This is a genomic window from Streptomyces sp. CBMA29, assembly GCF_014596445.1.
Lineage (GTDB): Bacteria > Actinomycetota > Actinomycetes > Streptomycetales > Streptomycetaceae > Actinacidiphila.
Genome location: NZ_MECL01000071.1, coordinates 1 through 23,362 on the forward strand (window position 1 = coordinate 1; position 23,362 = coordinate 23,362).

The 23,362-nt window shown below is 70.4% G+C and carries 23 protein-coding genes and 1 pseudogene; 6 read left to right on the top strand and 18 right to left on the bottom strand.

What is annotated here, in order from left to right; all coding sequences use genetic code 11:
• The 9 genes and pseudogenes from BGM09_RS10840 to BGM09_RS10880 all read right to left on the bottom strand — a co-directional run.
• A pseudogene (locus BGM09_RS10840) lies at positions 1-249 on the bottom strand (hypothetical protein); the annotation flags it as partial.
• 56 nt (positions 250-305) lie between these two features.
• Complete coding sequence (locus BGM09_RS10845) at positions 306-980, bottom strand: class I SAM-dependent DNA methyltransferase (protein ID WP_188281332.1); 675 nt, start codon at positions 978-980, stop codon at positions 306-308.
• 282 nt (positions 981-1,262) lie between these two features.
• A complete protein-coding gene (locus tag BGM09_RS10850) occupies positions 1,263-1,937 on the bottom strand; it encodes a DUF402 domain-containing protein (RefSeq protein WP_188281292.1) in 675 nt (224 codons plus the stop codon).
• A gap of 23 nt (positions 1,938-1,960) precedes the next feature.
• Positions 1,961-3,346, bottom strand: coding sequence for a class II fumarate hydratase (locus BGM09_RS10855; RefSeq protein WP_188281293.1), 1,386 nt, complete (start codon positions 3,344-3,346; stop codon positions 1,961-1,963).
• Positions 3,347-3,479: 133 nt separating this feature from the next.
• Entirely contained in the window at positions 3,480-3,965 is a 486-nt protein-coding gene (locus BGM09_RS10860) for a DoxX family protein (protein ID WP_188281294.1), read from the bottom strand.
• Positions 3,966-3,984: 19 nt separating this feature from the next.
• Complete coding sequence (locus BGM09_RS10865; RefSeq protein WP_188281333.1) at positions 3,985-5,742, bottom strand: discoidin domain-containing protein; 1,758 nt, start codon at positions 5,740-5,742, stop codon at positions 3,985-3,987.
• 17 nt (positions 5,743-5,759) lie between these two features.
• Positions 5,760-7,631, bottom strand: a complete 1,872-nt coding sequence (locus BGM09_RS10870; protein WP_188281295.1) for an adenylyl cyclase — start codon at positions 7,629-7,631, stop codon at positions 5,760-5,762.
• A 96-nt stretch (positions 7,632-7,727) separates the two neighbouring features.
• Positions 7,728-8,834 carry a DUF1996 domain-containing protein gene (locus BGM09_RS10875; protein ID WP_188281296.1) on the bottom strand — a complete coding sequence of 369 codons (1,107 nt, stop codon included), beginning with the start codon at positions 8,832-8,834 and terminating at the stop codon, positions 7,728-7,730.
• Positions 8,835-9,487: 653 nt separating this feature from the next.
• Complete coding sequence (locus BGM09_RS10880; RefSeq protein WP_188281297.1) at positions 9,488-11,143, bottom strand: fumarate hydratase; 1,656 nt, start codon at positions 11,141-11,143, stop codon at positions 9,488-9,490.
• Between the two features lie 153 nt (positions 11,144-11,296).
• Here BGM09_RS10880 and BGM09_RS10885 point away from each other — a divergent pair, with 153 nt between their 5' ends.
• Together BGM09_RS10885 and BGM09_RS10890 are read left to right on the top strand one after the other, a co-directional pair.
• A complete protein-coding gene (locus BGM09_RS10885; protein WP_188281298.1) occupies positions 11,297-11,992 on the top strand; it encodes a DUF1707 domain-containing protein in 696 nt (231 codons plus the stop codon).
• 334 nt (positions 11,993-12,326) lie between these two features.
• Positions 12,327-12,680, top strand: coding sequence for a WhiB family transcriptional regulator (locus BGM09_RS10890; protein WP_188281299.1), 354 nt, complete (start codon positions 12,327-12,329; stop codon positions 12,678-12,680).
• 152 nt (positions 12,681-12,832) lie between these two features.
• Here BGM09_RS10890 and glpX read toward each other — a convergent pair whose 3' ends face one another.
• Positions 12,833-13,864, bottom strand: coding sequence for a class II fructose-bisphosphatase (gene glpX / locus BGM09_RS10895; RefSeq protein ID WP_188281300.1), 1,032 nt, complete (start codon positions 13,862-13,864; stop codon positions 12,833-12,835).
• 182 nt (positions 13,865-14,046) lie between these two features.
• Here glpX and BGM09_RS10900 point away from each other — a divergent pair, with 182 nt between their 5' ends.
• A complete protein-coding gene (locus tag BGM09_RS10900; RefSeq protein ID WP_317452641.1) occupies positions 14,047-14,586 on the top strand; it encodes a DUF4245 domain-containing protein in 540 nt (179 codons plus the stop codon).
• Positions 14,587-14,701: 115 nt separating this feature from the next.
• On the opposite strand, the gene BGM09_RS10905 is transcribed toward BGM09_RS10900, so the two are convergent.
• The 3 genes from BGM09_RS10905 to xseA all read right to left on the bottom strand — a co-directional run bounded on the left by BGM09_RS10905 (position 14,702) and on the right by xseA (position 16,939).
• Positions 14,702-15,295: a malonic semialdehyde reductase gene (locus BGM09_RS10905; RefSeq protein ID WP_188281302.1), complete on the bottom strand. Its 594-nt coding sequence runs from the start codon at positions 15,293-15,295 to the stop codon at positions 14,702-14,704.
• Between the two features lie 116 nt (positions 15,296-15,411).
• On the bottom strand, positions 15,412-15,702 hold the full coding sequence (locus BGM09_RS10910; protein WP_188281303.1) for an exodeoxyribonuclease VII small subunit: 291 nt from the start codon (positions 15,700-15,702) through the stop codon (positions 15,412-15,414).
• A 10-nt stretch (positions 15,703-15,712) separates the two neighbouring features.
• Positions 15,713-16,939, bottom strand: coding sequence for an exodeoxyribonuclease VII large subunit (gene xseA / locus BGM09_RS10915; protein ID WP_188281304.1), 1,227 nt, complete (start codon positions 16,937-16,939; stop codon positions 15,713-15,715).
• Between the two features lie 87 nt (positions 16,940-17,026).
• Here xseA and BGM09_RS10920 point away from each other — a divergent pair, with 87 nt between their 5' ends.
• Together BGM09_RS10920 and ppgK are read left to right on the top strand one after the other, a co-directional pair.
• Positions 17,027-18,025 carry a 4-hydroxy-3-methylbut-2-enyl diphosphate reductase gene (locus tag BGM09_RS10920; RefSeq protein ID WP_188281305.1) on the top strand — a complete coding sequence of 333 codons (999 nt, stop codon included), beginning with the start codon at positions 17,027-17,029 and terminating at the stop codon, positions 18,023-18,025.
• A 30-nt stretch (positions 18,026-18,055) separates the two neighbouring features.
• A complete protein-coding gene (ppgK, locus tag BGM09_RS10925; RefSeq protein WP_188281306.1) occupies positions 18,056-18,793 on the top strand; it encodes a polyphosphate--glucose phosphotransferase in 738 nt (245 codons plus the stop codon).
• Here the strand turns inward: ppgK and BGM09_RS10930 are convergent.
• Positions 18,714-19,277 carry a DUF6542 domain-containing protein gene (locus BGM09_RS10930; protein WP_223186641.1) on the bottom strand — a complete coding sequence of 188 codons (564 nt, stop codon included), beginning with the start codon at positions 19,275-19,277 and terminating at the stop codon, positions 18,714-18,716. The genes ppgK and BGM09_RS10930 overlap by 80 nt on opposite strands.
• A gap of 215 nt (positions 19,278-19,492) precedes the next feature.
• Between BGM09_RS10930 and ychF the strand changes: the two genes are divergently transcribed.
• Positions 19,493-20,581: a redox-regulated ATPase YchF gene (gene ychF / locus BGM09_RS10935; RefSeq protein WP_188281308.1), complete on the top strand. Its 1,089-nt coding sequence runs from the start codon at positions 19,493-19,495 to the stop codon at positions 20,579-20,581.
• A 136-nt stretch (positions 20,582-20,717) separates the two neighbouring features.
• Here ychF and BGM09_RS10940 read toward each other — a convergent pair whose 3' ends face one another.
• The 4 genes from BGM09_RS10940 to BGM09_RS10955 form a co-directional block, all read right to left on the bottom strand.
• Entirely contained in the window at positions 20,718-21,110 is a 393-nt protein-coding gene (locus BGM09_RS10940) for a PIN domain-containing protein (RefSeq protein WP_188281309.1), read from the bottom strand.
• Complete coding sequence (locus BGM09_RS10945; protein WP_188281310.1) at positions 21,107-21,373, bottom strand: hypothetical protein; 267 nt, start codon at positions 21,371-21,373, stop codon at positions 21,107-21,109. Before BGM09_RS10945 ends, BGM09_RS10940 begins: the two co-directional genes overlap by 4 nt.
• A gap of 107 nt (positions 21,374-21,480) precedes the next feature.
• A complete protein-coding gene (locus BGM09_RS10950; RefSeq protein WP_188281311.1) occupies positions 21,481-22,815 on the bottom strand; it encodes a choice-of-anchor A family protein in 1,335 nt (444 codons plus the stop codon).
• Between the two features lie 90 nt (positions 22,816-22,905).
• The gene (locus BGM09_RS10955; protein WP_188281312.1) at positions 22,906-23,148 is read right to left on the bottom strand and encodes a hypothetical protein; all 243 of its coding nucleotides are present in this window, start codon (positions 23,146-23,148) and stop codon (positions 22,906-22,908) included.
• Positions 23,149-23,362: the final 214 nt, after the last annotated feature.

A 23,362-nucleotide genomic window follows, 5' to 3' on the forward strand; every position in this document is an offset into this window, starting at 1 on the left:
CTCCGGCTCGTTCTCGTCGTGCGGGCGGGCCCCGCCGGGGCGCGGGGGCGTGGCGGAGGCCGCCGAGGCCAGACCGCGCGCCGACTCGAAGTCGCGGGCGGCGCGGGGCAGCTCGTGGTGCCCCGCGTTCGAGCCGATGCCCGAAGCGGTGCTCGGTCCCGGAGGCGTCTCGGGCACGGCGAAGCCGCCACGCGGGTCCGGTGGAGGCGCGGCGTGGTTCCTGGGCGTACGGGGCGGGTCCGTGGTCACGCGAGTCGTTCCATCCGTCTGTGCGCCACGCGCTGGCCGCGGCGGGTCGGGCCTGGTCAGGCGCGTCGGCAGGAGAGGAAGATCTGCTCCTCCGGCGGCACGTCGGTGCTCGCCGGTGCGTAGGCGTACGAATCCTCCTTGATCACCTCGAAGCCCGCGTCCACCACGACATGGCGCAGTTCATCCCTTAGATAACCCGATACCCGGATGGTGTGACCGAGGAACGGAATCGGCACATTGTCCAGATCGGCTTCCACCATCGACACGGCGAGCAGGCCGCCGGGCTCCAACAGGGCGTGGACCGCCCGCAAGGTGCCGGGGATCTCGTCCTTGGGCAGCATGAGCAGCGAGAAGAACGCGGCGACCGCCGTGAAACTTCCCGGCGCCAGCGGCCCGCCCTCGGTGAGGTCGGCGAAGTCGGCCTGGACGAAGTCGGCCTCGGGCGCGTTCACCCGCGCCTGCGCGAGCATCCCGGACGACAGGTCCACGCCGGTCACCCGCAGCCCCGCGTCGGTGAACTGGCGCGCGGTCGGCAGTCCCGTACCGCAGCCGAGGTCCAGCACGCGGGCACCGGCGGGCAGCGTCTCGATGAGCCATTCACCGGCCCTGACCTGGCCGTCCTTGTGCGGGAACGCTTCGTCGTACCGGTCGCCGATCGCGTCGAACGCCTCGGCCTGGCCGGTACGGTCCCTGCCCTGATCCTCGTGATCGTCGGCAGGGGGGATCCCCATGTGCTCGTAGCCGCCGGTTCCCACCGCTCCGGGCCTCCCTGACTGCTGCTGGATGGCTGCTGCTGAATGGCTGTACGAATGGCTGTGTCGCGTCGCTGTGACGTAGCGTCAAACTCTAGGCCGCGATCGGCAATTGCGCAGTGTTCCGGAGCACGATCCTACGGTTGGGGGTCAGGGACGCAACAAGGGGCTCGGAGGTTCACTCCCGTCCCCCACGGCTTACGCCCGCTTACGCCCCCTACCGTACGCACCGCGGCCGTACCCCCGGCTCGTCCCGCCGCTCTACGACGGCCGCCGGTCCCAGTCCGGCGGCAGCGCGGGCACCGGCCACGCCGGGTCGGGCCGCCAGTCCTCCCAGCCGTCACAGAACGGCGGACCCCAGGCCCTGACCACCCCGGCCGCGCGCTCACCGGCCCGCTGCACCCGCCCCGCCAGCTCCGCCGGCATCAGCCCGTCCGCCTGCGCCTGCGCGAACTCGTCCTCGTCCAGCCAGCGCCAGGAGCGGTCCGGGTGGACCGAGATGTCGAGGAAGTGATCCACCGAGTCCACCCCTCCCGACCAGCGCCGACGAGGTTCCTCAAGGTTCACATACCAACTTTTGAACCGCCACCCGGGCTCCCAGAACAGCCACACCGACCACGGCTCGCCCGGCCGCGCCAGCTTCAGCACCCCGGCGCCCCACCACTGCTCGACCCGTGCCGCCCGCGGCTTCACGTACCGGCTCGCCAGCGGCTCCCGGTGCACCGGCGTCCCGTCCGCCAGCACCGGCTTCACACACGCCGTACCGGGCGCCATCCACACCGCGAGCAGCTCCGCGTCGTCGCGCACCACGGTCACCGGACGGCAGATGTGCACCGCGTCCGTGCCGTTCCCCCGGTAACGCCACAGCACCTGCGCGCCGGGCGTCCAGAAGTGGCGCTCCCCGGCGCGGGTCGAGAGATCGGCTTCGGCTGTCATGAACAGAGTTTACGGAAGCACTGTTACGGATGCGTCATCCGCAGAACGTCCAGCGCCTCGTCGAGCTGCGTTTCGGACAGCAGACCGCGCTCGACGTAACCGGACTCGATCACCACCTCGCGGATCGTCTTCCGCTCCGCCAGCGCCTTCTTCGCGACCTTCGCGGCCTCCTCGTACCCGATGTAACGGTTCAGCGGTGTGACGACCGAAGGCGAGGACTCGGCGTACTCGCGGGCCCGCTCGGCGTTCGCCGTGATCCCGTCCACCGTGCGGTCCGCCAGCAGCCGCGTGACGTTGGCGAGCAGCCGGACCGACTCCAGGATGTTGCGGGCGATCACCGGCAGCATCACGTTCAGCTCGAAGTTGCCCGCCGCGCCCGCCACCGAGATGGCCGTGTCATTGCCCGTCACCTGCGCCGCCACCATCAGCACCGCCTCCGGGATCACCGGATTGACCTTGCCCGGCATGATCGACGAGCCGGGCTGAAGGTCGGGCAGCGCGATCTCGGACAGTCCGGTACGCGGCCCCGAGGACATCCAGCGCAGGTCGTTGGCGATCTTGGTGAGGCCGACCGCGATCGTCCGCAGCTGCCCCGAGGTCTCGACGATGCCGTCCCTGGCGCCCTGCGCCTCGAAGTGGTCGCGGGCCTCGGTCAGCGGCAGCCCGGTCGCGCGGGCCACCTCCGCGATCACCGCGGCGGGGAAGCCCGCCGGGGTGTTGATGCCGGTGCCCACCGCCGTGCCGCCCAGCGGCAGCTCCGCCAGTCGCGGCAGCGACGACCGTAGCCGCTCGATCCCGTACCGCACCTGCGCCGCGTAGCCGCCGAACTCCTGGCCGAGGGTGACCGGCGTGGCGTCCATCAGGTGCGTGCGGCCCGCCTTCACGACGGTCGCGAATTCCGCGGCCTTCGCCTCCAGGGACTCCGCCAGACGGGTGAGCGCCGGAATCAGGTCGCCGGTCACCGCCGCGGTCGCCGCGATGTGGATGGAGGACGGGAAGACGTCGTTGGACGACTGCGAGGCGTTGACGTGGTCGTTGGGGTGGACGTCACGGCCCAGGCGCTCGGTGGCCAGGGTGGCGATCACCTCGTTGGTGTTCATGTTGGAGGAGGTGCCGGAACCGGTCTGGAAGACGTCCACCGGGAAGTGCTCGTCCCAGCGGCCCTCGGCGACCTCGGCCGCGGCCTCCCGGATCGCCTCGGCGGTGTCCTCGTCCAGGACGCCCAGCTCCGCGTTGACCTTCGCGGCGGCGGCCTTGATCCGGGCCAGCGCCGCGATGTGCGCCCGCTCGATCCGCTGCCCCGAGATCGGGAAGTTCTCCACCGCGCGCTGCGTCTGCGCCCGCCACTTCGCCTCGGCGGGCACCCGTACCTCGCCCATCGAGTCGTGCTCGATCCGGTATTCGCTCATGTCTATAACAGTGCCCGGGAACACCTGGGTGTTCCCGGGCACTGTCTCCCCGTGGCGAGATCGGCCGAATCCGCGCGGAGCCGTACGAGCCCGTACGAGCCCGTACGGGCCCGCGTGAGATCCGCGAGCAGCCTCAGGCGGGCATGGCCAGCCGGCCGTTCCCCCCGTCCTGCGCCTCCTGCGCGTCGAGCGCCGCCCGCGCGGCCGACCTGCGGTCCGCGAGCAGCCGGTCCAGCGCCAGGACGCCCGGCCCCGAGAAGACGATCAGCAGCAGCGTCCAGCAGAAGAAGACCGCCGCCTCACCGCCGTTCTCGATCGGCAGCAGCCCCCGGTGCTGATGGACGTCGAAGTACGCGAACGCCATCGACCCCGAGCCGATCAGCGCGGCCGGCCTGGTCGCCAGGCCGAACAGCACCAGCACCCCGCCGACGAGCTGGATCAGCGCCGCGTACCACCCCGGCCACCGGCCCGCCGACAACTCGGCCGTGCCGAGCACGCCGAAGAGCGACGCCACACCGTGGCAGGTGAACAGGAGCCCGACGACGATACGGAACAGGCTGAGCGCGTACGGCTGGGCCCGGTCGATGCGGGAGTCCGAGCCGATCAGGGAGTCCGACATGAGCGCACCTCCTCTCCGCTTAGTTGTAGACGCCGAATTCGTACAGCGAGTACCCGTAACCCGTGCCGCGCTGCGTGCCCGTCAGGCGCACATAGCGGCCGGTGCCGGAGACGTCGAGATCGTCGATGTCACCGTTGCCGTCGGTCACGGACTTCACCGTCGTCCAGTTCTGCCCGTCGTCGGAGGTCTGGATGTCGTACGCCTTGGCGTACGCCGCCTCCCAGGAGAGCTGCACATGGTTGAAACTCGTGCGGGCGCCCAGGTCGACCTGGATCCACTGCGGGTCGCTCCAGTCGCTCGACCAGCGGGTCGCGGCGTTGCCGTCCACCGCGTTCGACGGCGTGCACGGGCAGCCGCCGGTCGGGTCGGTCTGGTACGTGGAGGCCGTCGCGGGCTTGTTGAGCGCGACATTCGTGCCGTTCGGCTTCGGCGGCACGATCCGCACCGACTTGGAGCCGTAGCTGACATTGCCGTGGTTGTCGGTGGCGCGCACATACGCCTCGTACACGCCCACCTTCTCCGGCGCCTTCGCCGTCAGCGTGCCGCCGTTCTGCGTGGTCGCGGCCGGGGTGAGCGCGCCGTTGTTGTCGATGTAGATGCTGCTGAACAGCACCTGGTACGTGATCGGGTCGTTCTCCGGGTCGGAGGTCGAGGTGTGGAGCGTCACCGTGCCGCCCGCGGGCACGCCCGAAGTGGCGTTGTCCACCGTCATGTCGGTCACCAGCGGCGGCAGGTTGTCACCCGAGGTGTTCCCGCCGTACGCGCGCTTGACCGCGTAGTACGAGGGCCGCTTCAGGCCGTCGGGCACCAGGTTGAACCAGATGCCGCCGAAGTCGTCCTCGTTGCCGTAGTGGAAGAGCGTGGCGCCCAGCGCCACACCCGGGTGACCGGCCACGCAGTTCCAGGCGTTGGTGTAACCGTCCGCCTTCTGCTGGTCGGTGGGCTCGTCCGCCACACCGTTCGCGTCGTTCGGCACCTCCCACGAACCGGAGGGGCCGCCCTCGGTGATGATGTACGGCTTGTCGTAACCGCCGCTCTCCCACGCCGACTTGACGTTGCAGACGTCCTTGTAGGAGTTGACCGCCAGCAGGTCCAGGTCCGGGGTGTTGCGCTTGTAGTACGGCCACGCGCCCGTCCACGCGTCGGTCGACGTCACCGGGTGGTTCGGGTCCGCCGCGTGCACCGCCTTCGACAACTCGTTGACGTACGAGGTGTACGCGTTGCGCTCCTGCTCCAACTGGTCACCGCTGTAGCAGTTCTGGAGGCCCAGCACCGACTCGTTGCCGACATCCCACATCAGCACGCCCGGGTTGTCCTTGTAGGTGTTCACCCACTTCGGGAACTCCGCGAGCATGTTGTTCTTGTACGTCGTGTCCGTCAGGTAGTCGACACAGCCGCCCGAGCCAGGACCGCCGCCCGGCTGGAGCCAGAAACCGGCGATCACCTTGATGCCGTTGGCCGCCGCCGCGTCGAACAGCGGCGCGCTGCTCGCGTCCGTGCCCCACGTACGGATCGTGTTGACGCCCATCCGCGCCACGTCCGGCAGGTCCGCCGCGGCCTGCGAGGGCTGCGGACCCCACGTCAGACCCTTCACGGTGTACGGGGCGCCGTCCACGGTGAGCTGCCAATTGCCCTGCGAGCCGGTCACCTTGACCACGCTGCCCGCCGCCTGCGCGGCCGGGGCCTGCACGACGGCGAGTCCCGCCGCGACCAGTGCCGCCACCGCGAGGGGCGCCAGGCCGCGCCTGGCCGTCCTCCTGATCACATGTGCGCGCATCTCGTCCTCCGAGGGGGTCACGGGTAGCTCACCAGGTAGGAGATACCGGAGTTGGTGTTGTTCACCGGGTCACCGGTCTCGTTGACGACATGGCTGATCGTCCCGTCGTTGCCGAGCGAGACGGTGACCATGTCGTGCAGCCGCACCCCGGACGTGTTCGGCACCAGCAGGGCGCTGTCGGCGACGACGCTCGGGTCCGCGAGGAACAGGCAGTAGCTGCCAAGACCCCACGCCTCGTGCGAGGAGACCGAGTCCGCCACCTGGTAGGCGGCGTAGCCGTGCCGCGAACCGTCCATCCAGGCGGCCTGGTTGGGCGGGTCGTACGGCATCTCGTTCTGGAAGAAGTACGTCCGTCCGGCGTCGCCGTTCCAGAGCACCTCGGTCTTCTGGTGGTGCTCCACGAACAGGCCGTACATCGTGACGCGCGCGCCGTTGACGACCAGGCCCGTGTCACTGGTGTTGACGTCCCAGCCGACACCGCTGCCGTGGTCGGCCCGCCACAGCCACAGGTTGTCGCCGATCACGTCGGAGCTGTTGATCTCGACGCTGACGGTGGCCTTGCCGGCCTGCGCGCCGCCGATCCGCACGAACACGTCCTGGAGGAGCGTCGGGTCGCCCGCGTGGCCGCCGCTGGCGCCCTGCGGTCCGACGCGGACCAGCACCGCGGAATTCGTGGCGCCCGCGTCGATCAGCAGCCCGGAGATCTTCACGCCGTCGACGTCGGCGACGGACAGCGCGGTGATGCCGTTGTCCGGCAGCAGCGTGGCGATGCCCAGGCCCAGTACGACCGTGCCCGCGCGCGTCACCTCCACGGTCTGGTCGAGCGCGTACACACCCGGTGTGACCAGCAGGTGCTTGCCCTGCGCCAGCGCGGAGTTGATGGTGGCCGCCGAGTCGCCCGGCTTGGCGATGTGGAAGTCGGTCAGCGGGATCGACTCGCCCTGCGCGCCGCCGTTCCAGGTCACCCCGCGGGCGTTGCTGTGCAGCGCGGGCACGAACACCTGGTACGCGCCGGACCCGTCCACGTACAAGAAGGGCTTCTCCCGGATCACCGGGGCGCTGTCGACCACCGTGTGGGAGGGGTCGGGGAAGTTCTGCGGCGGCGCGCCGTCCACGCCGACGAAGACCATGTTCCATACGGAACCGGCCCATTCGCCGAGCGCGCTGTTCCGGGTCAGCCACTGCTGCTGGGAGCCGGACACGACCCGGCCGTCCACCTTGCAGTCGGCCATGAAGCCGCCGCTGGACCAGCCGTCGTAGCCGTTCCACAGCGGGACCTCGCCGCGGATGTGCACGCGGCGCAGCGGGGCGGCCTGCGAGACCGCCCAGCGGTTGGAGCCGCCGGTCGGGGTGACCGACAGGTTCTCGGCGCTGCGCCAGAAGTTCTGCGTGGCGTTGCCCTGCATCCAGTCGGCCTCGACGTGCACCAGGCCGTGGATGTCGACGTCGTCGGGGGACAGGCCGAGCCCGGCGACGTGGGTGTAGAAGCCGACGTTGACGTCGAGTCCTTCGTACGTGCCCGGCTTGAAGAACAGCGCGAAGCGGTCGGTGCCGAACTGGTTGGACTCCTGGCGGCGGAAGACGTCCGAGACCTTCGCCTGGATGTCGGCGATCGGCATCGAGGGGTCGAAGACCAGGACGTTGGGGCCGAAGTCGGGGTCCGCGGCGGCGGCGCGCGTACCGGCCTTCGTACCGCTCGCGCTGGACGCGCCGGGAGCGCCGGACGCGGTGCCCGCCGAGGCGCGGCCCGCCAGTACCGGGGTGGCCGCGAGGGCCGCCAGCGCGCCGAGGGCCGCGCGCCGGGAGAAGACGGAGGTGGCCGGTGAGCCGGGTGTGCCGGTCGTGCTGCTTGTGGGGGGGTGAGAGGGGGGAAGTGCGGGGCTGTTCATAGATCACCTGTGTGTTGGGGGGACAGGTTTCCGGAGAGCGCTCTCCCACGGGGTCGGGTAAAGCCCGGCCCGCGCGGGAGAGCGCGGTGTCCGGGCTTACGGCAGTTGGTAGTTCTGGTTCAGAGCCGCACCCTTCTGGGGCTGCGACTGGTCGTAACCGCGGGCGTCGCACTGGAGTCCACCGTTGATGCAGTGGGTGACCAGCGCGTTGAGGGTCGGGGCGTCCCAGTCGTTGAAGAAGTCGTAGTGGAAGGAGAAGCCCTGGCCGCTGGAGAGGTGGACCTGCGACATGTCGCCGTTCACCGGCCAGGCCATCTTGAACTCGATCATCGGCAGGGCGACCGGGTGGTCGGCCGGGCAGACGTTCGCGTTGGCGCCGCCGGCGACCGGGTAGGCCATGTGGCTCTTGTGGTCCGGCACGTCGAGGTGGATGCCGTCCCAGCAACTCGGGGCCTGGAGGCGGATGTTGAGCTGCGTGTCAGGCGTGTTGGGGCAGCTCACCGGGATGTTCCAGTTGTGGTAACTGTTCCCGCACTCCCAGCCCTCGACGGTGCCCTTGAGGTTCTGGAACTCCGACTGCGTCTGCGTCGGGCTGCCGACCACGAAGCGCAGGCCCTTGGGGAACGGGCGCACGCTGGTGTAGTCGTTGATCGCGGACTTGTAGTAGATCGTCTGCGTGCCGACCGGCAGGATCTTCTGGGTGCCGTTGAACAGACTCGGCATCCAGTACGCCGACTTGTCGCCGGGCGCCAGACACACCGTGTTACCGGTCTCCAGCGAGGCCGTCGTGGAGTTGCCGTTCGTGCTGGTGTTGCCCATGAAGGTGTGGTCGTGCGACGCCCCCGGCTGGCCCGGGAAGACGATCGGGTCGTCCGGCGCCGTGTGCGTGGGGGCGCACTGGGCCTGGAACTCGTGGAAATACGCGTGCGGCGGCTCGTACGTCGAGGGCGTCACGCCGGTGACCGGCGGGTTCGCCATGATGTAGCCGTCGCCGTCCGGGTCGTCGCCTGACGCCATTCCGTTGCCGGCCAGCGGCATCGCCATGCCGGGCATCCCGGCGTGGTCGGCGGTGCCGCTCGCAGCCGCCGGTGTGCTGGCGGAAGCGTTTCCGGTCGTCATCGCGACCCCGCCGATACCGAGTCCGGTCGCGGCCAGTGACAGGGCTATGAGCAGCCCTGGGATCCTTCTGGTCCTCCGTGCCATGGAGACCTCCTGCTTGATGGTGCGCATGGGGGGCTGACGGCACGACGTGGCGGCAGGCGTCATGACGGGCCGTCAGTTGGGAGAGCGCTCTCCCAGGTACGGAATGTTCCGCTCCCGCTAAGGACATGTCAACGGTTGATGAATCGCCCCCTCTGCGCGAGCCGGGCATTCCGCCACCCCCCGACCACCCTGGCCTGCGAGCCCTCCACTTCTTGCGGATTTCGTGAAGGTCCACCCCCCGGGGCGGAGCCCCGCCCTTGGCCTGTACCAATCACCCCCCGGCGCCGCGGCGCCGCGCGCTGGCGTACGTGGCGGTCGCCCCGCCGGGCCGCGCCTGAGGCGCGGGCGGGTGGCGTCACCCTCGCCATGGGACCACCGGCAACGCTCCCGCGCGCGCCGTCCGAGCCCGCACCCGATTCCCGCGCGCGCCGTCCGCGTCCGCGGGCTGCCGGGGCTCCGGCTACCTCACCGCCCCCCCAGGGGGCGTACCCGCCGTCGGGTGGCAGGTCTGTACGCCGAGAGCTTCCCGCAGGGCGGCACCGGCACCCGCCCCGTTCCCGCGCCGGGCGCGTACGCCGCTGCCGCCGCCGCGGCTGCCGCGCCCCCCGCGCGGGGTGGTGGCAGGGCCGTGGTCTGCGGGCTTCCCGCAGGGGTCAGGCGTTTTGGCGGCGGGGGATGGTGGTGAAGGTGGGGGAGGGGGAAGGGTCCTGGAAGAAGTCGTTGCCCTTGTCGTCCACGACGACGAAGGCGGGGAAGTCCTCGACCTCGATCTTCCAGACGGCTTCCATGCCGAGTTCGGCGTATTCGAGGACGTCCACCCGCTTGATGCAGTCCTGGGCGAGGCGGGCGGCGGGGCCGCCGATGGAGCCGAGGTAGAAGCCGCCGTGGGCGGCGCACGCGTCGGTGACCTGCTTGCTGCGGTTGCCCTTGGCGAGCATCACGAAGGAGCCGCCCGCGGCCTGGAACTGCTCGACGTAGGCGTCCATCCGGCCCGCGGTGGTCGGCCCGAAGGAGCCGGAGGCGTACCCCTCGGGGGTCTTGGCCGGGCCCGCGTAGTAGACGGCGTGGTCGCGCAGGTACTGCGGCATCTCCTCGCCCGCGTCGAGCCGCTCCTTGATCTTGGCGTGCGCGATGTCGCGGGCCACGACCAGCGGCCCGGACAGCGAAAGCCGGGTCTTGACCGGGTACTTGGTCAGCTCGGCGCGGATCTCGTCCATCGGCCGGTTGAGATCGACGTGTACGACGTCGTCGTCCAGATGCTCGTCGGTGGTCTCCGGCAGGAAACGCGCCGGGTCCGTCTCCAACTGCTCCAGGAAGACACCCTCGGCGGTGATCTTCGCCAGCGCCTGCCGGTCCGCCGAGCAGGACACGGCGATGGCGACCGGGCACGACGCGCCGTGCCGCGGCAGCCGCACCACCCGCACGTCGTGGCAGAAGTACTTCCCGCCGAACTGGGCCCCGATCCCGATCCGCTGCGTCAGCTCGAAGACCTTCTGCTCCAACTCCTTGTCCCGGAAGCCGTGTCCGGCCGCCGAGCCCTCGGCGGGCAGCTCGTCCAGGTAGTGCGCGGAGGCGTACTTGGCCGTCTTCAGGGCGAATTCGGCGCTGGTCCCGCCCACCACGATCGCCAGGTGGTACGGCGGACAGGCCGCCGTACCCAGCGAACGGATCTTCTCCTCAAGGAACTTCATCATCGACGCCTCGTTGAGCACCGCCTTCGTCTCCTGGTAGAGGAAGGACTTGTTGGCGCTGCCACCGCCCTTGGCCATGAAGAGGAACTTGTACGCGCCGCCGTCCGTCGCGTACAGCTCGATCTGCGCGGGCAGGTTGGAGCCGGTGTTCTTCTCGTCCCACATCGTCAGCGGGGCCATCTGCGAGTAGCGCAGATTGAGCTTGGTGTAGGCGTCGTAGATCCCGCGCGAGAGCGCCTCCTCGTCGCCGCCCGCGGTGAGGACCCGCTGGCCGCGCTTGCCCATGACGATCGCCGTACCGGTGTCCTGGCACATCGGGAGCACGCCGGCCGCCGCGATGTTCGCGTTCTTCAGCAGGTCGAGCGCGACGAATTTGTCGTTGGGGCTCGCCTGCGGGTCGTCCAGGATGCGGCGGAGCTGCGCGAGGTGGGTCGGACGCAGGTAGTGGGAGATGTCGTGCATCGCCTCGGCCGCGAGCAGCCGCAGCGCCTCCGGATCGACCGTGAGGAACGTACGCCCGCCCGCCTCGAAGGTACTGACGCCCTCCGCGGTGAGCAGGCGGTACGTGGTGGGGTCCTCGCCGAGGGGAAGCAGATCCGTGTAGGCGAACTCAGGCATGGGGCATTCCTCACTCGGCGGCAGCGCTGCGGCGTCCCGATTCTAGAACGCCCCCGACCGGCCGGGCGGGCCGGACCCTTAGGGCCTGTCCCGCGGGCTCTCAGGGAGACTTCGGGGTAGTCGCGATCTATCGCGTCTGTGTACCGTAGGGACGTGGACGAATCGCAGCTCCAGAAACGCGCGCAAGAGCAGCCCCAGCCGGTGCGTACGGGCAAGCCCACCGCGGAAGCGGACCTGCGGGCGTCGGACGCGGACCGGGACCGAATCGCCGACATCCTGCGCGAGGCCCTGGCCGAGGGCCGGCTGGACTCGTCGGAGCACTCCGAGCGGCTCGACCAGGTCTACGCGGCCAAGACGATGGGCGAACTGGAGCCGCTGGTACGGGATCTGCCGGTGGGCAGGACCACCGCCCCGGCGCCCGCCCCCGCGGCCCGCGGCGGCTACCACTACGCCCCCGACCCCAGCGGCGAGAACCCGAACCTGGTCGGCATCCTCGGCGGGGCCGAGCGCAAGGGCCGCTGGCGCGTCGGCCACCGGATCACCGCGGTGGCGATCATGGGCGGCGTCGAGATCGACCTCACCGAGGCCACCTTCACCTCGCCCGAACTGGTCATCCACTGCACCGCGATCATGGGCGGCGTCAGCGTCAAGCTGCCGGAGAACGTGACGCTGCGCGGCGGCGGAGTCGTCGGCATCATGGGCGGCTCCGACGTCAAGGCGTTCGAGGCGCCGGACGCCGACGCGCCGGTGGTCCGCATCGACGGCTTCGCCTTCTGGGGCGGCGTCGAGGCGAAGGCCAAGCGCGGCAAGAAGGTCAAGGACTGGACGAAGAAGAACCTCGAGAGCTGAGGCGCGGGACCGGGCCGGGGGAGCCTCCGGCGCAGGGGCGGAGCGGCGTCGTGCGCGGGCGAGCGGGCAGCGGCTGTTTCACGCCCCCCGACTCCGTAACGGCTGTGATTGATGGTGCGTAAGTGCGCCAAGCATCGTGCGTGTTTCCGCCATCCGCAGGTCACAGGCTTGCGCGGCTCTCGCGCGGGGCGAACACGGTGCGCATGAAGTCGCGTACAGCGGGTAGGGGTTCGAGCACGCCGCCGCACTGCCGCCGTTGAGATCCGCGCCCGCCGGGGGAGTGGTCGGTGACGCGCCAGGGTGGCAATCGCCGAGCCGTCGTCAGGAGTATCCCGTGCTTCAACCGATCGAGCCCGTCACGGACACCGCCTACCCGCCCGGTCATCCGCGGGATCTGGGCGGGCCCTGGCACTCGGAGGCCGCCTGCCGCAGTGACGAGGCGGGGCTGTTCTTCGCCCCGTCGAAGGAGCCCACTGCCGCTCGCCTGTCCCGGGAGGAGGCGGCCAAACGCGTGTGCGCGCGCTGCCCGGTGATGCTCGAATGCCGCGAACACGCCCTGCTCCAGCCGGAACCGTACGGCGTGTGGGGCGGCATGACCGCCGCCGAGCGCCGCGTGGTGCTGGCCCGCCGCCGCCGTCGCGAGGTCGAACTCCAGCGCCCCGACCCGCAGATCGCCGCCGCGGGCTGACCGTACGGCTCAGCAGCCCAGCAGCCCAGCAGTTCAGTAGCTCAGCGGTTTGTCGGCTCATCGCCGCCCGCCGCGCCGCATCCGGGAATACGGGGCCCGAGTGCGCCGCGGCGGGCGGCAGCCGACGTACCGAAAGCGCGGGAGTGAGCGCCTCAGCGCGCCCGGTCGAAGTCGATCGCGCTGTACGCCCGCAGCTTGGACAGCCGGTGCGTGGAGTCGATCTGCCGGATCGTGCCGGACTTGGAGCGCATCACCAGCGACGAGGTGGTGGCGGTCTCCGCGCGGTACCGCACCCCGCGCAGCAGTTCGCCGTCGGTGATCCCGGTGGCGACGAAGAAGACGTTCTCGCCGCTGACCAGGTCCTTGGTGTGCAGAATCCGGTCCAGGTCGTGCCCGGCGTCCAGTGCCCGGCGCCGCTCGGCGTCGTCCTTCGGCCACAGCCTGCCCTGGATCGTGCCGCCCAGGCAGGTGATCGCGCAGGCCGCGATGATGCCCTCGGGTGTCCCCCCGATGCCCAGCAGCATGTCCACGCCGGTGCCCTCGCGCACCGCCATGATCGCGCCCGCCACGTCGCCGTCGGCGATGAACTTGATACGGGCGCCGGTCTCGCGGATCTCCTTCACGATGCCGTCGTGCCGCGGCCGGTCGAGCACCACGACGGTGACGTCCTCCGGCGCGCTGCCCTTGGCCTTGGCGACCCGGCGCACATTGACCGCGGGCGGCGCGGTGATGTCGACGTACTCGGCGGCCTCGGGACCGGCCACCAGTTTGTCCATGTAGAAGACGGCCGAGGGGTCGAACATGGTGCCGCGGTCGGCGACGGCGAGCACCGCCACCGCGTTCGGCATCCCCTTGGCCGTCAGCGTCGTGCCGTCCACCGGGTCGACGGCGACATCGCACTCGGGCCCGGTGCCGTCGCCGATCCGCTCGCCGTTGTAGAGCATCGGCGCCTCGTCCTTCTCGCCCTCGCCGATCACGACGACGCCGTTCATCGAGACGGTGTGGACGAGGGTGCGCATCGCGTTCACCGCGGCGCCGTCGGCCCCGTTCTTGTCGCCCCTGCCGACCCAGCGTCCGGCCGCCATGGCGGCGGCCTCGGTGACGCGTACGAGTTCCAGTGCCAGGTTGCGGTCGGGGGCCTCCGGGCTCACTTCGAGCTGGGGCGGCAAATGCTGTTCGGTCATCACGCGCACCTTTCTGTACGAGGACGGCCGGAATATGAGGGTGCTTCGACCTTATCGGTTCGGCGCGAATATGAGCAGGGTGCACGTCACATGAGCGCCTGGTGGCCCCTGCGGGCCGGGGCGCGTCGAGGGCGCGGACCCCGGCGTCCGGGGCCGTTCCCGGCATGGGGGACGATGGTCGGGTGGCAGCAGACAAACGTGGCAACAAGACCGTGCGGGACCTGGTGCTGTCGATGGCGGTGATCGGCGCCGTCGCCGCCCTCATCTATGTGTTCATCCCGCACGACTCGAAGGCCGACCCGACCAAGCCGATCACCTTCTCGGTGGAGCTCGGCCAGGCGCGCCGCGACGCGCCGTACAAGGTGGCGGGGCCCGAGGGGCTGCCCGCGACCTGGCGGCCCACCTCGGTCACCTACAGCGCGGCCGACCCGCAGGCGGTGACCTGGCACATCGGCTTCGTCGACCCCGAGGAGCAGTACGTGGGCGTCGAGCAGAGCAACGCGGCGGCCGAGCCGTACATCAAGGACGTCACCTTCGGCGCGCACCGCGACGGCGGCCGTACGGTCACCGCGGGCGGCCTGGTCTGGGAGCGCTACGCGGGGCCGAAGTACAACGCGCTGGTCCGCAAGGAGCAGGGCGTCACCACGGTGGTGCTGGGCACCGGCAAGGACGCGGAGCTGACGACGATGGCCGCCGCGCTGAAGGAGCGCGGCGGCCAGTAACCGGTAGCCGGTCATACGGACATACGTCCCACCGGGGGGCCGGTCATACGGACATACGTCCTACCGGGGGGCCGGTCATACGGACATACGTCCTACCGGAGGCCGGTCGTACGGATCAGACGGTCGTCACGACCTGCTCGTACGCCAGGCGCGGGTTGCGGTCGTACCAGGCGGCCTCGCCCGGCTTGCCGATGTTGACCACGGCCAGCACCGAGTGCTCGCCGTCCGCGAAGAACTCCTTGTTGATGCCGTCGGCGTCGAAGCCGGTCATCGGGCCGGCGGCCAGACCGGCGGCCCGGACGCCGATGATGAAGTAGCCGACCTGGAGTGCGGCGTTCAGCGCGGCGGACTGCTCGCGGACCGGGCGCTCGGTGAAGAACACGTCCTTGGCCTGCGGAAAGGCCGGGAGCTGGCTGGGCAGCTCCTCGTGGAACTCGTTGTCCGCGGCCAGGATCGCCACCAGCGGCGCGGTCGACGTCTTCGCCTTGTTGCCCTCGTTCATGTGCCGCACCAGGCGCTCGCGTCCCTCGTCGGTACGGGCCAGCACGACGCGCAGCGGCTGCTGGTTGTACGCGGTCGGCGCGTACTTCACCAGGTCGTATATGGCCTGGACCTGCTCGTCGGTCACCGGCTCCCCGGTGAACGTGTTGGCGGTGCGGGCCTCACGGAAGAGCAGGTCCTGGGCGGCGGTGTCGAGCACGAGAGTCATGCGGATCCTCAGGTCTTTCGGTCGTGCGAGGGGGCGCGCCGGGGGGCGGCGCGTCGGAACACTCCGAGCAACCTGGGTGAACGTTCAACCATTCCTTGGGGCAACCGTGACCCCTGTCACTCCTGTGCGGCTCCTGCTGCCCCCTGCGCCTCCGCCGCCTCCCCGCCCTCCTCCTCCGCCGCCAGCGCCGCGTCCAGCCGGGCCCGCGCGCCCTCCAGCCAGCGGCGGCAGATCTTGGCCAGCTCCTCGCCCCGCTCCCACAGGGCCAGGGACTCCTCCAAGGTCGCGCCGCCCGCTTCCAGCCGCCGTACGACATCGACGAGCTCGTCACGCGCCTGTTCGTACCCGAGGGCCGCGCCGCCGCTCTCCCGGTCCGCCGTATCGGTGCTGCCTGTCGTGTCTGCCATGGGGGCAAGCCTAGGCGGGGGGTGGGACAGGGCCGGTGACGTGGACCGTGAAGTCGCCCTCGGCCACCCGCGCCCGCAGCGCGTCGTCCGGGGCCACCTCCGCCGGGTCCCGTACCACCGAGCCGTCCTCGCGCTGGAGCACCGCGTACCCGCGGCGCAGCGTCGCGGCCGGGGACAGCGCGACCACCCGCGCCAGGGTGTGCGAGAGGTCCGCGTCGGCGCGCTCCAGCAGATGGCGCAGCGTACGGCGGGCCCGGTCCACCCGGTCGGCCACCTCCGCCGCGCGGCCGTCGACCATCCCGTACGGCGCCGCCATCGAGGGACGGCTCAGCGCCGCCTCCAGGCCGCGCTCCTCCCGGTCCAGCAGCCCGCGCATCACCCGCAGCGCCCGGTCCCGTACCAACTGGACGCGCGCCAGCTCCTCGCGCACATCCGGCACGATCCGCTTGGCCGCGTCGGTCGGGGTGGACGCCCGCAGGTCGGCGACCAGGTCGAGCAGCGGCGAGTCCGGCTCGTGGCCGATCGCCGAGACCACCGGGGTCCGGCAGGCCGCGACCGTACGCACCAGCTCCTCGTCGGAGAACGGCAGCAGGTCCTCGACGCTGCCGCCGCCGCGCGCCACCACGATCACATCGACATCCGGATGCGCGTCCAGCTCCCGTACCGCCTCGATCACCCGCGGCACCGCGCTCGCGCCCTGCACCGGCACATTGCGCACCTCGAAGCGGACGGCGGGCCAGCGCAGCCGCGCGTTCTCCCGCACGTCCCGCTCGGCCGCCGAGGCGCGGCCGGTCACCAGGCCGATGAGCTGCGGCAGAAACGGTATGGGCCGCTTGCGGTCCAGCGCGAAGAGCCCCTCGGCCGCCAGCGTCTTCTTCAACTGCTCCAGGCGCGCCAGCAGTTCGCCCACCCCGACCGGGCGGATCTCCACCGCGCGCAGCGAGAGCTGGCCGCGCGGCCCGTACCACTCGGGCTTGGCGTGCATCACCACCCGCGCGCCCTCGCCGACCACGTCCGCGACCTGCTCGAAGACACCGCGGAAGCACGTCACCGTGATCGACACGTCGTGCGAGGGGTCGCGCAGCGTCATGAACACCACGCCCGCGCCCGGCCGCCGCGACAACTGGGTGATCTGCCCCTCCACCCACACCGCGCCCAGCCGGTCGATCCAGCCGCCGATCAGCCGCGACACCTCACCGACGGGAATCGGCGTCTGCGCCGAGGTGTTCAGAGCCATGCCCGCAGCGTAGTCGGCGGCACCGACAGGCCCCGGGAGGTGTGTGCTCCCGTACGCCCCCGCGTATGCGATCAGCGCCCCCGTACGATGGACCCCATGACTGCCGCTACGAGCCCCCGCCGCGTCCTCCTCGCCGCCCCCCGCGGGTACTGCGCGGGCGTGGACCGGGCCGTGATCACCGTCGAGAAGGCGCTGGAGCAGTACGGCGCCCCGGTCTATGTGCGCAAGCAGATCGTGCACAACAAATACGTGGTCCAGACGCTGGAGAAGAAGGGCGCGATCTTCGTCGACGAGACGGACGAGGTGCCCGAGAACGCCATCGTGATCTTCTCCGCGCACGGCGTGGCCCCCGTCGTCCACGAGGAGGCCGCCCAGCGCAGCCTCGCCTCGATCGACGCGACGTGCCCGCTGGTCACCAAGGTCCACAAGGAAGCCGTCCGCTACTCCAAGGACGACTACGACATCCTGCTGATCGGCCACGACGGCCACGAAGAGGTCGTCGGCACGATGGGCGAGGCGCCCGACCACATGCACCTGGTCGACGGCCCCGCCGACGCGGCCAAGGTCGAGGTCCGCGACGAGTCCAAGGTCGTCTGGCTCTCCCAGACCACCCTGTCGGTGGACGAGACGATGGAAACCGTGGACGCGCTCAAGGAGCGCTTCCCCAACCTGCTCTCGCCGCCCAGCGACGACATCTGCTACGCCACCCAGAACCGCCAGGTCGCGGTCAAGCAGATCGCCGCCGACGCCGACCTGCTGATCGTGGTCGGCTCCCGCAACTCCTCCAACTCCATCCGGCTGGTCGAGGTCGCCCTCCAGTCCGGCGCCGGCGCCTCGTACCTGGTCGACTTCGCCGAGGAGTGCGACGACGCCTGGCTGGACGGCGTCACCACCGTCGGCGTCACCTCCGGCGCGTCCGTCCCGGAGATCCTGGTCGACGGCGTCCTGGACTGGCTGGCCGAGCGCGGCTACGCCGATGTCCAGGTGGTCACCTCCGCCGAGGAGTCCATCCAGTTCTCACTGCCGAAGGAACTGCGCCGCGATCTGCGTGCCGAGGCCGCCGCCGGGGAATCCGCCAAGAGGTGACTTTTTCCCGTCACCTCTAATCTGGGGGCCATGAATATGTTCGGTGTGGACATCGGTGGTACGGGAATCAAGGGCGCTCCGGTCGATCTGGACCAGGGCGCCCTGTCGGACGACCGCTACAAGATCGACACCCCTCAGCCCGCGACCCCGGAGTCGGTGATCGACGGGGTGCACCAGGTCATCGAGCACTTCGGCTGGTCGGGCCCGGTCGGCGTGACCTTCCCCGGGGTGGTGGTGGACGGCACCACCCGTACGGCGGCCAACGTGGACGGCGGCTGGGTCGGCCTCGACGCGCGCGGCATGCTCGGCGACCGCCTCGGCCTGCCCGTGGTGGTGCTCAACGACGCGGACGCGGCGGGTGTCGCCGAGATGACGTTCGGCGCGGGCCGCGGCCGGGGCGGCACGGTCATCATGCTGACGCTGGGCACCGGCATCGGCAGCGCCCTGTTCGTGGACGGCCATCTGGTGCCCAACACGGAGCTGGGCCACCTGGAGCTGCACGGGCACGACGCGGAGAAGAAGGCGTCGGTCAAGGCCCGCGAGGACGAGGACCTGAGCTGGGAGCACTGGGCGCACCGGCTCCAGAAGTACCTGGCGCACGTGGAGATGCTCTTCTCGCCCGACCTGTTCGTGATCGGCGGCGGCGTCAGCCGCAAGTCGGAGAAGTTCCTGCCCCTGGTGAAGGGGATCAGCGCCGAGATCGTTCCCGCTGAACTCCAGAACAACGCGGGGATCGTCGGCGCCGCGATGGCAGCCGCAAAGCTCTGATCCCGACGATCGCGGCGGCCAGTACCGTCCCGGTGTAGAGCCAGCCGGTCATCAGCGCCAGCCCGGTGAAGACGCCGAGCAGATGACCGGCCAGGCCGCCGCCCCCGCTGTCGGCGGTCAGCGCGATGCCCACGGCGAAGGCGATCGGCGCCGCCACCGGGGCCGCCACCAGGTCGTACGGGCGTACGTACACCGCCGCCGCCGCGCACACCGCGACGAAGACCAGGCCGAAGAAGACGCCGGGGCCGTCGAAGAGCAGGACGTCGATCCCGCCGCCCGTGACCGTCACGGCGGTGGTCAGCAGCCCGGTGCCGAGGCCGGTCAGCCGTGGCCTGGGCCGCTGGGCGGTACGCAGCCGGTGGACGGTCTGCCGTACCGCGGTGGCCATGACCGCCTGCCGGGGGCGCGGGGCGCGGTACACCCCGACTGTGGCCTCTCCGCCGGGTCCCGGAGCGGCACCTGATCGCACACTGTGTTGGTCCACATACTTACAGTAGGCATGGCAGTCGGGTGATCGCACGGCGGGACACGCGCTTTGCCCCTCCGGGGCGGGGTGAGGCTTTCGCGGACGCCCTCGGGCCGGTGTTCGACGGACGCCCTCGGGCCGGTGTTCGACGGACGGCCGGGCGGTACGGCGGCGGCCCGTAGACTGGTGGCCGTCCGAACACCCACCAGCCCACCGCTCCGGGAAGTCTCCACGTGTCGCTCTCCATCGGAATCGTCGGTCTGCCGAATGTCGGCAAGTCGACGCTCTTCAACGCCCTGACCAAGAACGACGTGCTGGCGGCCAACTACCCGTTCGCCACGATCGAGCCGAACGTCGGAGTCGTGGGTGTCCCCGACGCCCGCCTCGGCACGCTCGCGGAGATCTTCGGGTCGGCGCGGGTGCTGCCCGCGACCGTCGACTTCGTGGACATCGCGGGCATCGTCCGCGGCGCCTCCGAGGGCGAGGGCCTGGGCAACAAATTCCTCGCGAACATCCGCGAGTCCGACGCGATCTGCCAGGTCATCCGGGCCTTCAAGGACGACAACGTGGTGCACGTCGACGGCCGCGTCTCGCCCAAGGACGACATCGAGACGATCAACACCGAGCTGATCCTCGCCGACCTCCAGTCCGTCGAGAAGGCGATCCCGCGCCTCACCAAGGAGGCCCGCCTCCAGAAGGAGAAGGCCGCGGTCCTCGCCGCCGCCGAGGCCGCCCAGGAGATCCTGGCCGCAGGTGACACCCTCTTCTCCCGCGGCATCACCAAGGGCACCGAGCAGGGCACCCTCCTCCACGAGCTGCACCTGCTCACCACCAAGCCGTTCCTCTACGTCTTCAACGTCGACGAGGACGAGCTGGCCGACGAGGAGTTCAAGAACGAGCAGCGCGCCCTCGTGGCCCCGGCCGAGGCGATCTTCCTCGACGCCAAGCTCGAGTCCGACCTCGTCGAACTCGACGACGCCGAAGCCCTCGAACTCCTCCAGTCCGTCGGCCAGGAGGAGCCCGGCCTCGCCACCCTCGCCCGCGTCGGCTTCGAGACCCTCGGCCTCCAGACCTACCTCACCGCTGGCCCCAAGGAATCCCGCGCCTGGACCATCAAGCGCGGCGCCACCGCCCCCGAGGCCGCCGGCGTCATCCACACCGACTTCCAAAAGGGCTTCATCAAAGCCGAAGTCATCTCCTTCGCCGACCTCGTCTCCACCGGCTCCGTAGCCGAAGCCCGCGCCAAGGGCAAAGCCCGCATGGAGGGCAAGGAATACGTGATGCAGGACGGCGACGTGGTCGAGTTCCGCTTCAACGTCTAGCGGGTTTTCTTGGCCTAGGTGGCACCATTTCGCAAACTTGCAGGTCAGGCGGGGTTGGTTCGAGGGGGGGCCAGCCCTGTCGGCGACGACCGACGATCCTGTGACCGCCGACGGCGGTTGACGAGATCGTCGATGGTCAGACAGCGCGTATGACGAGGGCAGGTTTGACGTCCTGGGCGTCGATGAGGTTGCGGATGTCGTTGGGGTCCGACGTCCAGATGATGGCGCCGAGGCTGGTTGCCATGGTCACGACGGTGGCGTCGACGATGTCGGAGGTGCCGGCCTTGCCGCAGAGAATGCCTGCGGTTTTGGCGGTTTCGAGGCCGACGGGCACGACGTGGCACCCGGCGAGGAACTTGCCGAGCCGCACTTGGCGGCGGGAGTCCCGCCATGCCTGGCTGACGACGACGGACGGGACGTGGATGTCCCGGCCGTCGTCCAGCGCCAGGCTGTGGCGTGCCCACATACGCCGGTCGTCGTTGTCGATTGCGATCAGTACGCCGGCGTCATACAGGTAAGGGATGTTCACGCGGCGGAGGCTCCCGGGCTGCTGAGGTACTCGGCGTCGGCGCTGGCCAATTCCGCGCGGGCCGCGGCGAGCTCTTCCGGGGTGAAGGAGCCGTGTTCTGCCTGCCACTCCTGGATGACCGCCCGGCCGGCCCGCAGGCGCAGCTCACGTTCGGCTGCTCCGGCGACGAGGCGGGAGAGCGGAATGCCTTCTTCCTCGGCGGCTCCGGCCAGGGCTTCAACCAGAGATTCGTCGAGAGTGATAGTCACCTTCTTGGTAGCCATACATCAACCATACTCCAGTATGCTTCCAGGTCGGTGTGTTGGATCACCTGCCGACGAGACCGTAGTTACGGAGCTTTACCGTGCGGTCCCGGTGGGCGGACCGGGACTCAGTGGCCGTAGCCGGAGGTGGGTTTGTCCGAGGGCGGGCAGGAGGTGGGCGAAGCCGTCGGCGGCGTGGTGGGAGGCATCGTGGGCGACGTGGTGGGCGGGGTCGTGGGAGGCGTCGTGGGCGACGTGGTCGGCGGGGTCGTGGGCGGGGTGGTCGGGACCGTCGTCGGGGGCGTCGTCGGCGTGACGGGTGTGTCGGTCGTCGTCGTGGGCGGGGTGGTCGGAGCCGTGCCGCAGTTGATGTCGCCGTCGAAGGGGAAGTCGTGGATCTCGCCGGCGTTCACGTATCCGCCGTTGCCGTCGATGGGGCCTGCCTTCAGCGAGCGCACCACGATGTCGCCCTCGATGTTGGAGGAGTCGAGGTCCGTGAAGTCCGCACCGGGCGCGTAGACGGTGCCCTCGAGGCTGTCGCCGGAGACCATGTCGATCGAGGTGGCGTCGGGGAAGTCCCAGAGCATGTAGGGGGCCTGGGGACCGCTGACCCCGGCGAGCTGGACGCTCTGCCAGGAGTAGTCACCGCCCGTGCCGGTGGTGTCGACCACGACGACGAACGGCGTGTCCGCGCTCGGCTGGTTCCGGAAGGTCAGGACGGACAGACGGTTCAGGTCGTCACCGGTGATGTGCAGGACGTTGGTTTGTCCCGGCGTCAGGGTGACGTACGCCTGGGTGCCGTCGGCGAGACCTGACTGCGGGTCGAGGGGGGCACCCTGGGCGTCGTCGAGGGTGACGTTCGTCGCGCAGGCGTCCATCGCCGCGGCGCGCCCGCGGTACGTGGTGAACAGCGACGGGAAGTCGATCAGGTCCGGGTGGGGAGCCACCGACGCGGACGGCTGACCGGTGGTCAGCTCGATCCGCGGGGTGGCGTCGTAGCCGGCGTCGGCCGGGACGACACGGGTGGAGACCGCGGCGCCGTTGGAGTCCCGGTCCAGGAACGACACCCCGGTCGGATCGCCGATCTTGACGTAGCCGCCGTTCTCCACGCGCAACACGCCGTCGGGGGCGCTGTCGGCCGTGTTGACGCGGCCGTTGACCAACAGCGCGGTCGGCCGGGCGTCGCCGGTGTCGGTGAACGTGCCGGGCGTGTGGATGGCCACGTTGTAGCCGGGGCCGAACGACAGGTCACCGCCCATGGCGACGGTGCCCTCGGTCTCGGTGCTGCCCAGCAGGGCGTCGTGCTCGACGATGGTGCCGAAACCCTGGTTGCCTTCGACCGGATTGCCGATCGCCGCTCTCGGGGCCGCGGAAGCGGACTCGGCGGAGGGCAGGGCCACCAGGCAGGCGACCGCCACGGTCGTGACACAGACCAGGGCCGGGGCGAGTGAAGTAGTTCGCATACTCCCGACAGTAGGAAGATCGCCACGCGATTCGCGCGCTGACGCGTACATGAGGCCGCACACTCGACCCGCTCGGCGGCGTAGTGCTATTTACCGTCCGAACCGCGACGCACCACGCGGTGCGCGCGGTCGCGTCCGGCGCCATGCCCGATGGCGCACGGCCCAACGGCGGCTGCCGGCCGTCGGCCGTGGCGGGGCGGTGCGGGCGGCGGTGGCGCGCAGGCGGGTCGCGGCATCGCGGCGCTCGATGTCGAAGTCGCCGTGCCACTCCAGCGTCGCGGCCAGCGCTGGGTCCTGGGCGATCCGGCGGAGCAGGTCGTCCGAGTGGGGCATGGGCGCACGTTAACAGCGCCCTGTGACAGCAACAGCGCCCTGTGACGGCGGAACCGGCGTGGTCGAGCAGGCGGGCCGAGTCCTGCGGGAGCCGTTCCTGCCCCATGGCCCGATCCTGACCGCTTGCCTGACAACGGCCCTTGCGAAACCGTACAGTTGAGGGTGTATCAGCTCAGGGGACACGATCTTGGGGCGCAGGGGGGAAAACGTGGTG